Here is a 12322-nt window from a genome sequence, read left to right on the forward strand (position 1 = left end):
ACAAAGTAAATTTTATTATTCCGATGAAAAAGTTAATCTCAAATATATTTATCCTTATCATTTCAATTACTTCAGTTTTTGCACAAGACAGTACAAAACATATCCCTGCCCAAGTTTCATTCTTATATCCTTTAGGTATTAATGGAACAAATACAGATGTTTCGAGTGATGTTTCATTCAACGTTTTATGGGGAGTTAATGGAGGTGTTAGATATTTTGAATTAGGTGGTTTAGCCAATGTAAATAATGGAAATGTTACTGGTGGACAAATTGCAGGTATTGCTAACGTTACAAGAGGAGAAAGTAACGGTTTAATAATATCAGGTATCACCAACTTAAATACAGAAACAGCAAAAGGTTTGCATTTAGCAGGAATCAATAACTATTCACAACAACAAATGAATGGTGCTCAGGTTTCTGGTATCGCTAACGTTGTAAATGCAGATTTAAATGGTGCTCAAATTGGTTTGACTAATACCGTTAGAGGTAATTTAACAGGAGCTCAAGTTGGTTTAGTTAACTATACTGATAGTTTAAAAGGCTCACAAATTGGTTTAATCAACATCGTTGCAAAAGGTACTGATGGTGGTGTTCCGATCGGTTTAATCAACGTAGTAAAAGATGGATATTATGCGGTAGAGTTATCTGCAGGTGAGACGATTTGGGCTAACGTAAACTTTAAAATGGGTACAGAGAAATTCTATACTATCTTTAAAGGTGGTTATTCTCAATACAATGATAAAGAAATCAATACATTCGGTCTTGGTTTCGGTACTAAATTCGATTTAGCAAAAAGGGTAGCTTTAGCAGTAGACCTTTCTACTAACCAAGTTATTTACGATGGACAATTCGAAAACACTGGCTTAAACTTATTAAACAAAGCTGATTTGAATGTTCATGTACAATTAGCTAAATGTTTCAGCATCTTCGCTGGTCCTTCATTGAATATTTATACTACAGATTATAAAGTAAATGGTAACGAAACTCCAGGTTCATTGGATGTTCCAGACCATGCATTCTACGATAACACTACAAATAATGGTACAAGAACTGCCATTTGGGTAGGTGGCCAAGCAGGTGTAAACTTCACATTCTAGAAAAAAATCGGGGGAATTTATTTCCCCCACACTTTTATTAATAAAGCAAGCAATACACATTATCAACTGATCTTATTAATCACTTAAAATGAAAAAACGATTCTATTTATTATTACTCTTCTTAGGGGTAGTAAGCCTTTCCTCTTATGCTCAAAATAAACTAAATGTTGGTGCCGCTTATTACGGGGAAACTATCTTTCATCCAGGTTTCTCAATCAATGGAGAATATGAAATCAGTCTTAGTGAAAGCTGGTCACTGCCTTTAAGAGCAACCACAGGATATTACTTCCACAAAAGAAACCATCAAGCAGTCTTCTTAGAAATTACTCCTGGTATACGTTGGCACTTCGGCCAAACAAAAAGATGGTATATGTCTGGTTATGGTGGTATTGGAGCAATGTCTTCTTGGCATCATTCCGATGACGGAATTTATGAAGTAAATGATAACGGCAATGTTTCTAAAAAAGACTCTAATTACGCAGGTACAAGCCTTACTTATATGACTAGTGTAGATTTTGGCTATCAAATCTCTAAAGAACGCCCTCAATACCTTTGGGTAAGACCTCGTATGACATGGCAAACACAAGTCAATCAACAATCACTTTATCATTTAGCTGTAGAAATCGGTTATTCCATCACATTAAACTAAATCAACTATGAAATTATATTTACTTCCTTTATTAGCGACTCTAATTGGTTTTACTTCTTGTAACAGAAATGACGAAGATGCTTACGATTATAAAGATGGAGAGTTTTTCTACCTAGAAAACAAAGGTGCTTTTATGCCAGTTTGGGTCGTTGGAAATGTTGATTCAGGAATCTTTATTATCACCAACCATGGAGGTCCAGGTTATGATTCTGGCATGAACTTCCATACTGCCACAGAAAGTTTCCAACAATTAGAAAAGGAATATGCTCTAGTTTATTGGGACCAAAGAATGGCAGGTTCGTCAAAAGGAAACCCTAGCTTAGAAGATCTTACTATAGAACAACATGTAGAAGATTTAGAAAAGTTAGTCACTCTTATAGAACACAAATATGCTCCAAAATCCATGTTTATGTATGGTCATAGTTGGGGTGGTGGATTATCAATCCTATATATGGGAAAAGATGAAAATCAGAGTAAGTTTAATGGATGGATTGATGAAGACGGTGCCATTCAGGACAAATATGAAATGGAGTTGAAAAGAGAATGGATTGTACCAAGAGCAGAAGCAAAATACGAAGCAACAGATGATAAAAAATGGAAAGAAGTTATCCAATGGTGGGAAGATCACCCCAATCCAAATGAAAGCATGGATGAACCTTACCAACATGTACGAATGCTCGAAGGATATATTTATGACAAAGAAACTTCAGATGCTCTACATAACAATTCAGTTTTTGAACAACGCTTTTTAGCTTCTTATTCTTTTGGATGGCTACATAATCAATACGAAGATTTCAACTTTATGGCACATTATGATTTTATGCCAAGAGCAAAGAATATCATTATTCCTACTTTACTGATTTGGGGAAAAGAAGACGGTGCGGTTCCAGTTGCTGTTTCTGATACCGTATATTCTTTAGTAAATACTCCTATCGAAGATAAATACAAAGTTCAACTTGATGAATGTGCCCATGCTCCACATTGGGAGAAACCATATATATGGACCGATGAAGTTCGGGCATTCATTGAAGAATATAAATAATAGATTAAGGTTACTTCTTTAAATTTAAGAGGTAACCTTTTCTGTTACAGAATATTCGGAAAAGGGTAAATTTGAGGAATAGTCCCTCTGAAACTTCAACTAATTTTACCTAAACAACTATCAGACGAATATGAAAAATCAAATTATACTTCTTTTCACTCTTCTTTTATTGAATGTTATACTTCCTGTATACTCACAAATCAACCCTGTTTCTGATCCAGAAAACACTCAAAAGTGGATTTTAAATAAATGGATAAGTGATGAGTTTAACGGTACTGAATTGAACAAGACCAAGTGGTGGATTCTTGGAGAAAACAACGATTACAGAAGTAAATGGAAAGGAAGAGCCCCTGGTCAATTTGCCTCTCACAATGTAAAAGTAAGTGATGGACAACTGGTACTTACTAGCCAATGGGATCCTACTTTCAACTTTGCTAACGAAACCAATGATGGCTGTTATTATGGAGGAACAAAAACAGCTGCTGATCTTTCCAAACCGATCACTCAAGCATGTATTATGAGTGAAACATTTTTCAAGTATGGATATATGGAAATCAAATGTAAAATTGCTGATGCTCCTGTAACATCCGCATTTTGGACAACTGGTTACCATAGTGAAATTGATATGGTTGAAAATTATGGTAAACGACCTATTGGAAATCCAGAAGAAACACCTGAAGAATTAGAATATAAATATAGAACCAATCTCATTAGTTGGGACCCTGATAGGGCTGAAGATCATGAAGAATGGAAAATCGAAAATGTTATGAATAGTCGTTTAGCAGATGACTTTCATATTTACGGCTTTGAATGGGATAAAAACTATATGAAAATATATTTCGATGGGCATTTAATTAAGACAGCTACAAAAGAGGAACTTCTGAAAAAAGATCAATGGAAATACGATTATCCTCAGGAAATGTGGCTAGACTCTGAAGTGTTTGAATGGTATGGTTTACCGAACCAAGAAGATCTATCTTCCCCTGCCGAATTTATTATTGATTATGTAAGAGTGTGGCAAAAAGAAGAACCTCAATCTTTTTTTGATGCTTTAAGTTTTGAAGGTCCTTTCTATTTCTCAGGAAGAAGTGTGAACTGGTGGTCATCGCAAGCCTCCGATTGGAGAATGAAAGATGATAAAGCTAGAACAGGCGATTTTAGTTTACGTTATCAAGGAAATGCTCCTTTCACAGGAAATTATTCAACCTTCTCCCCTTATGGTTCTCTTGATCTTCCCGAAGGAGCCAATACTTTATCGTTTTATATATGGATTGATGAATCTACTGAGGTCAATACTATTGATTTTGTTCTCAGTAAACCATATAAAGAGATAAATGTAGACCTAAGTTCAATAGAGAAAGGACAATGGGTAGAAGTTAATACTTCTTTTGAACGAAATGATAAGTCAGATACCAGTATTATTAATGGTGATAGAATTCAGGTAAAAATCCAAGCAGAAAGTATCGAGAGTACTGAAGCACTATTTTTTATTGATGACATCAGCTTCGAAAATTCTAATGAAAGTGATGTATCACCTGAGTATCCTTTTCCTGATGATGAATATACAGAACAGGAATACCCTAAAGACGAAGAAGAAAAACCTACCCACTCCGATCAACCATTAAAGATTGACTGGGGAATGTACCCAAATCCTTCTTCTTCGATTATCAATGTGTATTCTAACTCTAATGGATCTCTCAAAATTATTAATGCAGTTGGAGTAGAACTCATGGATATAGCAAAACAAAAAGAAGAGATCTCTATTGTTTTAGATGATTTAAGACATGGACTATACTATGTAGTATTCGAGTCTAAAGGACTACTTGATACAAAAAAACTAGTGATAGAATAATAATGGAAGCCATTGAACGAAATAAAGTTCAATGGCTTTTTTATATAATCATGCGTCTTTTCCCATCAATACACAAACAACATTCACATTAAATTGCCATTCTTGTTTTTGCATAATTTCAGGTCTAATTAGATTATAATAAACATTGAAGCTAACATTCATAGGCAAACTCTTAAAAGGAAGCATTTGACCTACACCTCCACCTACTGGAATCAACCATTTTGTATCTCCTACAAATGCATCGCTTTTGATCATCATTGGCTGAGTATTTACAGAAATGCCTGTTTTAAACGTATAATTTAAAATATATTGAAATACACTTTGATTAATACTACTTCCCCCAACTCCCCATGTAGGATTGTAATTTACCCCAGCCATAAAATATTTATAATGATAAATTGTAGCCATAGCGAAACCTATATCCCATGTTTCTAATCCTTTTATTGTATTTGTAGCAAATACAGCCGAGGGACCTAAACCGAGTGTTAGTTGACCATCGTTTCCAAGTTCAATAGGTTTTCTATTCGCTATTAAACCTTGATAAATCACATTACCTAAGAATGTCTTTGATGTCTGTAACTCACTATTATAAATTGATTCTATCGGTAAAATCCCATAATTTAATAATTCAATATTCTCTGTTAACATTACAGGAAATATGAATTTAACCAATAACATATTTGATTTATCACCCCCAGTACCGACATGAGAATAACTATGAAAGTTGATTTTCCCAATGGGTGAGGATGGGTCTGTTACTGTTTCTGCAAATAACTGAATATCATCATCATAATTTTGACCATATGACTTTATACCCATGGACAATAGAACAATGATTAATAGATTTTTCATAATTTAAGAGAAGAACAAAAGGTATCACACAGTTTATACAACTATTCTAGTATTTATTTTTGCCCATCAATACACAAACAATATTCACATTAAATTGCCACTCTTGATGTTGCATTATTTCTGGTCTAACTAGATTATAGTAAACATTAAAGCTCACATTCATGGGTAGGCTCTTAAAAGGAAGCATTTGACCTACACCTCCCCCTACTGGAATCAACCATTTTGTATCTCCCACGAAAGCCTCACTTTTCATCATCATCGGTTGGGTATTGATAGAGGTACCTGTTTTAAATGTATAATTGAAAATGTATTGAAACATGCTCTGATCAATACTACTTCCTCCTACTCCCCAAGATGGACTGTAGTTTACCAACCCCATAAAACTCTTGTGATGATAAATTGCAGCCAAAGCAACACCTACATTCCATGTTCCATGCCTTTCATTTGTACTTGTTCCCATCACAAAAGATGGCCCTACTGCAACTGTAAGGTGGCCATTTTCTCCTAAGCTAATTGGCTTTCTATTCGCCATCAATCCCTGATAAGAAATATTCCCAAGGTGGGTCTGTGAAATTTTTGCTTCTCCAGTATAATTTGTTTCTAATGGAATAATTCCATAATTAATCACCTTAATATCCTCATTGATCATAAGTGGAATCACTGGCTCTACCAATAAAGTATTGGACCAAGTATTTCCTGACCCTGTATGGGTAAAATTTTGAAAGATTAATTTTCCTACGGGTGCTACTGGATTAGAAGCTGTCTCTGCCAACTTCTGAACCTCTGTTTTTTCATCCTGTGCCAATAAGTACACATTCAGCAATATGAAAAACAGTGATAATTGGTATCTCATCATGTTTAAAAAAAGCAACCGAACTAAAAGAAGTTCGATTGCTAGAATTAAAATATATTGTTGGATAAAGAATTTATTTACTTAAACCTGAAGTGATTTTTTCCCAATCTGGTAATTGGAATGATTTATCGAAAAATGCTTCTCTTGGAGCATATAATCTGAAATAAATAAACCATCCATCATCTCCTACTGTCTTTAAGTAGTTCGCAGGATTTACCCCTTCAGGACGTTCAGCACCTATATAAATATCAATCGAACCGTCTTTATTATAAGTAACATCTTTTCTTCTAGAGTTGATTCCGATATCGGCGATCTCTGTTCCTCCATTATCATACGGTCTACGTGTATCTTCGCTATATAAAGTCACAGACCAGAATTGATCAACCGGTACGTCTGCTGGCACATGTAACTTATATGTTTGATCAGCTCTTAATAACTCTCCATTTTGATCTCTTTTTGAAGTCATATAAATCTGACCATAACCTGGTGAAGGCTCTACCATCCCTTTTGTAGAACTTACTGCCTCATAGTACCAAACTGCTCTTTCATCCAAATAGACCATCATTTCATTTGCTTGAGGAATATTAAAATCAAATGATTTATACCAATTCGTTCCAGCCCAATATGGTTCACTAAATCTTGGATTTGTTTGTAGGTTTCTTAACATCAACTCACCCATCTTTAATCCTTTCATTAGGTTTTCTTTTTGTCTTGCTGTAGGGTTAAATGGTTTTCCTATTTCTACACCTAAAGGCTTAATCATAGCAATCCAAGCTTTGTCTTGCTCTCTTACTGGTTCTTCATTGATGATGGTATGAAGTTTTTTCCAATAGTCTAAATCTCTTGGAGCAGTAGCAGACCACTCTACATCCTTATCTTCAATAAATGATGCATCTTTTAATTTTGTACCTACTTTACCTAGCTTAAGGTTTGATTTAAATTTATCAACAGCACTCGGGTCCGCTTCTAATATTCTTAATCCGATAAAAAAGTTATTCGTTTCTGACTGAACAATAAAATCAGCTTGACCTTTATACTTATCCGGATTATCACTAGGGCCACAGATAATGTAAGTACCACCTTGTCCTTTATCTGGTCCTGTTAGCCCAAGATCAGCAACAGGTCTTTGCCAAAGGTCCAAGAAACCTCCTGCTGTCATTCCTTTTGGATAATCAACTTTTACTGCTCCATCTTTTAGATTAGAAAAAGTGAAAATATAAGGGGTAGTTAAGTTACCTGTAACAATACCTCTTTTCTCTTTTAATGATTTTAATACCACAAAGTTTTCAAGGCCTGCAGCATCGTAAGCTGCATCTTCTCTATCGCCCCAAGTTTTCATAGAGACAATTGGAGTAGACCAGATATAAGCTTGAGAAGCTCTTTGAAAATCCATTGCATCAAACAGTTCATCCGAACCTTTGTTGATAAAGTTATTTTCTAATTCGATATCACCATATACAGTTTCAATAATTTCATCACCTTGCAGTGATGCTTTTGATAATGGCGTTTGTGCATAGATTGAAGATGCACTCATTTGTAATAACAGGGAAGCTCCTAGTAGTTGAACACTTTTCAATTTCATCTTTCGTTTTATTAAATGATTGATGATTAATTAAACTGAAAAGTCAGTCTTCAGATTACATCGATTAGTTCACTAACTATCGTAATAAGCTCAAATCATATTTATTCTTGAAACTTTATTTTATTTTCAATGTATAAAGTGATGTATCCACTTAATAAAAATGATCACTCCTCTTAGCAATGCAAGAACTTAAAATAAAAACCGGGTCAGTTAGAAGTACTATACAACAATTAGAATCGGCATTCAATATCACCCCATCAGATGATAATAAATTATTGATCAATAATAATTTAGTAAAGATTGATTACCAATGGTTCACTCCATTTCAAGGTATCGAGATAGGATTGCATAAAGTGGCTTTTAAAGAGGATTTCAAAATCGAGATTATCGATGGTAATGAGAAAGAAAAATATATCTACTTCCAATTTGATTACTCAAATAATATCGCTCCTAAATCAACAGAAGAGGCGTCGAAGTTATTGTCAACATCAACAAATTTGATGAGTATGCAAAGCACTAATATCCCTTTAGAAATGAAAGCCAATAAAGGTGACATTAGTGAGTGGGTCTCTGTTAGAGTCTCTGAAGACCATTTCAATAATTATATGTCGCATATGAAGAAACACATTGGGAAGGTTTTCGATATTGATAACCCATGGATCATTTATGATATCATACCTACGAATGTTCAAATTTTAATCGATGAATTATTTTCTGTGAATGATGAAATGACTCCACCACGAAAAAATAGTATCATTTTATCTCGTACAGCAGAAATCATTGGGACTTTTTTGGATATGATCATTAGAAGAAACCAAGGAGATGTACAAAATAATAATATGCATATCGAGGATATTAGACGAATGCATTCTATTAAAGGTGAGTTGACACAACTGATGGATAAAACTCCTTCACTTAATTCATTGGCTGAGAAATATGGAGTATCTCTTTCTAAACTAAAAAGAGATTTCGAAAGTGCTTTTGGTACAACTATACCTAGGTTTCATTTAAACTATAGATTAGAACTTTCTTATAAGATGTTATCACAAAAAAATATCTCTGTTACAGAAGTTTCCAGACATTTTGGGTTCAAGAGTATTTCGAATTTTTCTGAAAACTTTAAAGATAAATTTCAGGCCACTCCTAAAGAAATTGCCTCACTTCATCAAAAAAATTAGTATATTAATAATAACCCAAAGCAATACGATTGTATGCATTATAATCTTTAACCCTATTTAATTAACTATTATGTACTGCCTTTGCTATATAAGCACTAGAAAGCATGATCTTGACGATGATATACTAAAACAGATTCTTCTTCATAGTAGAGAAAATAACCGATTCAGGAATCTTACAGGTATTTTAGTACTTCTAAAAGACAAATTCATTCAAATACTAGAAGGCGATGAAAATGATGTCAATGATATTTATAACAAAATCATGAAAGATAACCGACATCAGTATGTTCAAAAGGTCTATTCTGGTGAGATTGAAAAACGTAATTTTAAAACTTGGGCCATGGCCTTCCACGAAATACATTGGGACGATCTAGAAGATGCCGGACTGGTAAAAGAATACGATAAAAGTATTTCACTAGAACAATACCTCAAAGAAAAAGACCATTACATTATTGAGTTCCTTAAGTCTTATAATGGAATTAATGAGCTCCAATTGAATTTACCAAGCTAAAAAAATGGGTATCGAACTTTTAACTTCGATACCCATTTTCTATTTCCTCCTCATACAAACAAAAGAGAAATTTTGAACGGTCTCAAATGGGGTAACATGATCTTCAATCAAGGTATTTACCAATTCAAAATGATCTTGAAAAACCTCTGCTAGCTGTTGAGTTGTATATTGTTTAATAGGAATACCACTACATTTTGTTGGTCCCTTATCTGAGAATGTACCAACAACTAAAATTCCATCCGATTGTATATGATCTGCAACCACTTTTTTGTAATTATCAATGTCTTCTTGTTCTGTTAGAAAATGAAAAGCAGCTCTATCATGCCAGAAGGCAAACGTTTTATCTGATTTAAATAGTGAGGCATCACTTACAGCAAAGTTTACTTTTGCAGCCTTTTCTCCTAAACGCTTTTTTGCTCGATCTAACGCCTTAGAAGAAATGTCCAATACGGTAACATCTGTATAATCTTCCTCTAATAAATGATCTACCAAGAAACTATCTCCCCCCCCTACATCGATTATCGCATCATTTTTTGATAATACAGCTCTTTCTATAAAATCTAAGGAGGTCTTAGGTACTTTTTGATACCAGCTTACTTCAGTTAATTGCTTTTTAGAATAAATATCTTGCCAATGGGCCTCTTTATTAAAATCTGTCATTTGAATGTCGGTTAATACTCGAGCAATATACTACTTTATCAAAAATGACTAAGTAACATTAATTACAAAACAATGAAAATGAATATTCACTCATATTGTTATTTTTGATTATCAATAAGTTAAGAAACAAAACATTGGATTATTCTGTGAAAACAACCTATTTTTCAGTGAAAAAAGCGTTTATTTGCATTATGTGTGCAAATATTAATGCACTACATACTTATCAACATATATAAGCATAAGAATTCATTTACATGGAACCTAAACGTGTCTTTGATTTTATTGACCAACAAAAAGAAAACTACGGTGGACTCAATGTTTGTTTTGCCAATAAAGAAAATGGTAATTGGATAACATATTCTACTGAAAAAATATCAGAACTTCTCGATCAATTAGGTAGTGGCTTATTACGTTATGGTCTAAAGAAAGGAGATAAAATTGCTATTGTTTCAGATAATAGACCAGAATGGAATTTTATTGATTTGGCTTGTGCACAAATAGGAGTTACAGTAGTTCCTATTTACCCTACAATCACTCCTGATGATTATATTTTCATCTTTAATCATGCAGAGATCAAAGTAGCTTTTATTGAAACAAAAGCACTTTCAAACAAAATCAATAAGATAAAAGATCAGCTTCCTTTATTGGAACAAGTCTATACATTTAATCAGATTGATGGAGAAATTCATTGGAGTTCTTTAGTTGATGTCACTATTTCGGAACAGGAAAGTATCAATCAGATTAAAGCTGAAATCTCTGAGGATGATCTCTACACTATAGTCTATACTTCGGGTACTACTGGCAACCCTAAAGGGGTAATGTTATCACATAAAAATGTTGTGAGTGATGCAATTGCTGCAGCAGAAACCTTACCTGTTACTAGAGGAAATGCCAAAGCACTTAGCTTCTTACCTTTATCACATGTTTATGAACGTACAAGTGTATATTCATATATATGTGGCGGTGTTTCTGTTTACTATGCAGAGAATGTTGCAAAGGTGGCTGAAAACTTAAAAGAAGTACAACCTGATGTTTTTTGTACTGTACCTCGATTACTCGAAAAAGTTTACGATACCATTGTCAGTAAAGGCATGGAAACGAAAGGCCTTAAAAGAGCCATCTTTTTCTGGGCTCTTAACTTAGGACTAAAGTATAATCCTAGAGAAAAAATGGGACTTTGGTTCAATATCCAGCATGCTATTGCAGATAAATTAGTCTTCAAGAAGTGGAGAGAAGCATTGGGTGGTAATATCAAAAACATGAACGTGGGTGCCGCTGCTCTACAACCAAGACTTATACGTTCTTTCTGGGCTGCTGGTATTAAAGTATGCGAAGGTTACGGTATGTCGGAAACAGCTCCTGTAGTTTGTGTCAACAGAGTTAATCCGGAAGATATGATGGTTGGAACTGTTGGTCTACCTCTAAAAGGTGTAGAATTAAAAATTGCATCAGATGGAGAAATATTGATCAAAGGGCCTAATGTTATGCTTGGTTATTTTAAACAACCAGATCTTACAGCCAAAACAATAAAAGAGGGTTGGTTACACTCTGGAGATATTGGAGAATTGGTTGATGGAAAATTCTTAAAAATAACTGATCGTAAGAAAGAGTTATTTAAGACCTCTGCAGGTAAATATATTTCCCCTCAATTCTTAGAAAATAAATTAAAGGAATCTTTCTTTATTGAACAGGTTGCCGTTGTGGGAAATCACCAAAAATTCCCTGCCGCTTTAATTGTTCCTAATTATGATGCTCTAGAAAAATGGTGTGAAGAAAACCATATCTTCGATACAGCTCCTCAGAATATTATTCAAAATCCAGAGGTACTGAAAAAATTCAAAAGGGAAGTGATGCAAGCCAATAAAGATTTTGCTAGATATGAACAAGTACAGAAGTTCAAGCTCCTAGAAAATGAATGGACCATCGATACAGGCGAGGTAACCCCTACACTTAAGCCTAAGAGAAAAATCATCAATGAAAAGTATAAACACTTAATTGATGAAATTTACACTTAGTAGAACATCTTTATAAAAGTAAAAAGCCGAT

The 12322-nt window shown here is 34.0% G+C and carries 11 protein-coding genes; 7 read left to right on the forward strand and 4 right to left on the reverse strand.

The genetic code is table 11. The features are described 5' to 3' along the window. Positions 1–23 precede the first annotated feature (23 nt). The 4 genes from QL232_RS25145 (at position 24) to QL232_RS25160 (ending at position 4640) form a co-directional block, all read left to right on the forward strand. The gene (locus QL232_RS25145) at positions 24–1097 is read left to right on the forward strand and encodes a hypothetical protein (RefSeq protein WP_281616243.1); all 1074 of its coding nucleotides are present in this window, start codon (positions 24–26) and stop codon (positions 1095–1097) included. Positions 1098–1185: 88 nt separating this feature from the next. Then, positions 1186–1746, forward strand: coding sequence for a hypothetical protein (locus QL232_RS25150; protein ID WP_281616244.1), 561 nt, complete (start codon positions 1186–1188; stop codon positions 1744–1746). A gap of 7 nt (positions 1747–1753) precedes the next feature. Continuing rightward, a complete protein-coding gene (locus QL232_RS25155) occupies positions 1754–2788 on the forward strand; it encodes an alpha/beta hydrolase (RefSeq protein WP_281616245.1) in 1035 nt (344 codons plus the stop codon). 130 nt (positions 2789–2918) lie between these two features. Beyond that, a complete protein-coding gene (locus tag QL232_RS25160; protein ID WP_281616246.1) occupies positions 2919–4640 on the forward strand; it encodes a family 16 glycosylhydrolase in 1722 nt (573 codons plus the stop codon). A gap of 48 nt (positions 4641–4688) precedes the next feature. Here the strand turns inward: QL232_RS25160 and QL232_RS25165 are convergent, their stop codons facing one another. From QL232_RS25165 to QL232_RS25175, 3 genes are all read right to left on the reverse strand, one after another. Then, positions 4689–5492: a hypothetical protein gene (locus tag QL232_RS25165; RefSeq protein WP_281616247.1), complete on the reverse strand. Its 804-nt coding sequence runs from the start codon at positions 5490–5492 to the stop codon at positions 4689–4691. Positions 5493–5538: 46 nt separating this feature from the next. After that, complete coding sequence (locus tag QL232_RS25170; RefSeq protein ID WP_281616248.1) at positions 5539–6348, reverse strand: hypothetical protein; 810 nt, start codon at positions 6346–6348, stop codon at positions 5539–5541. 70 nt (positions 6349–6418) lie between these two features. Next, positions 6419–7927, reverse strand: a complete 1509-nt coding sequence (locus QL232_RS25175; protein WP_281616249.1) for a DUF1254 domain-containing protein — start codon at positions 7925–7927, stop codon at positions 6419–6421. A gap of 179 nt (positions 7928–8106) precedes the next feature. Here QL232_RS25175 and QL232_RS25180 point away from each other — a divergent pair, with 179 nt between their 5' ends. Continuing rightward, a complete protein-coding gene (locus QL232_RS25180) occupies positions 8107–9105 on the forward strand; it encodes an AraC family transcriptional regulator (RefSeq protein ID WP_281616250.1) in 999 nt (332 codons plus the stop codon). A gap of 70 nt (positions 9106–9175) precedes the next feature. After that, a complete protein-coding gene (locus QL232_RS25185) occupies positions 9176–9616 on the forward strand; it encodes a BLUF domain-containing protein (RefSeq protein WP_168885411.1) in 441 nt (146 codons plus the stop codon). A 39-nt stretch (positions 9617–9655) separates the two neighbouring features. Here QL232_RS25185 and QL232_RS25190 read toward each other — a convergent pair whose 3' ends face one another. Next, the gene (locus QL232_RS25190) at positions 9656–10276 is read right to left on the reverse strand and encodes a class I SAM-dependent methyltransferase (protein ID WP_281616251.1); all 621 of its coding nucleotides are present in this window, start codon (positions 10274–10276) and stop codon (positions 9656–9658) included. A 254-nt stretch (positions 10277–10530) separates the two neighbouring features. On the opposite strand from QL232_RS25190, the gene QL232_RS25195 reads away from it, so the two are divergent. After that, entirely contained in the window at positions 10531–12291 is a 1761-nt protein-coding gene (locus QL232_RS25195) for a long-chain fatty acid--CoA ligase (RefSeq protein ID WP_281616252.1), read from the forward strand. Positions 12292–12322: the final 31 nt, after the last annotated feature.

Origin of the sequence: Flammeovirga sp. SubArs3, from assembly GCF_947387565.1 — a bacterium.
GTDB lineage: Bacteria > Bacteroidota > Bacteroidia > Cytophagales > Flammeovirgaceae > Flammeovirga > Flammeovirga agarivorans.

Bases quoted from the DNA above. Each gene is read 5' to 3' on its own strand.
- QL232_RS25175 (WP_281616249.1), bottom strand. From the start codon at position 7,927: ATGAAATTGAAAAGTGTTCAACTACTAGGAGCTTCCCTGTTATTACAA.
- QL232_RS25160 (WP_281616246.1), top strand. From the start codon at position 2,919: ATGAAAAATCAAATTATACTTCTTTTCACTCTTCTTTTATTGAATGTT.
- QL232_RS25180 (WP_281616250.1), top strand. From the start codon at position 8,107: ATGCAAGAACTTAAAATAAAAACCGGGTCAGTTAGAAGTACTATACAA.
- QL232_RS25150 (WP_281616244.1), top strand. From the start codon at position 1,186: ATGAAAAAACGATTCTATTTATTATTACTCTTCTTAGGGGTAGTAAGC.
- QL232_RS25170 (WP_281616248.1), bottom strand. From the start codon at position 6,348: ATGATGAGATACCAATTATCACTGTTTTTCATATTGCTGAATGTGTAC.
- QL232_RS25165 (WP_281616247.1), bottom strand. From the start codon at position 5,492: ATGAAAAATCTATTAATCATTGTTCTATTGTCCATGGGTATAAAGTCA.
- QL232_RS25155 (WP_281616245.1), top strand. From the start codon at position 1,754: ATGAAATTATATTTACTTCCTTTATTAGCGACTCTAATTGGTTTTACT.
- QL232_RS25190 (WP_281616251.1), bottom strand. From the start codon at position 10,276: ATGACAGATTTTAATAAAGAGGCCCATTGGCAAGATATTTATTCTAAA.
- QL232_RS25195 (WP_281616252.1), top strand. From the start codon at position 10,531: ATGGAACCTAAACGTGTCTTTGATTTTATTGACCAACAAAAAGAAAAC.
- QL232_RS25185 (WP_168885411.1), top strand. From the start codon at position 9,176: ATGTACTGCCTTTGCTATATAAGCACTAGAAAGCATGATCTTGACGAT.
- QL232_RS25145 (WP_281616243.1), top strand. From the start codon at position 24: ATGAAAAAGTTAATCTCAAATATATTTATCCTTATCATTTCAATTACT.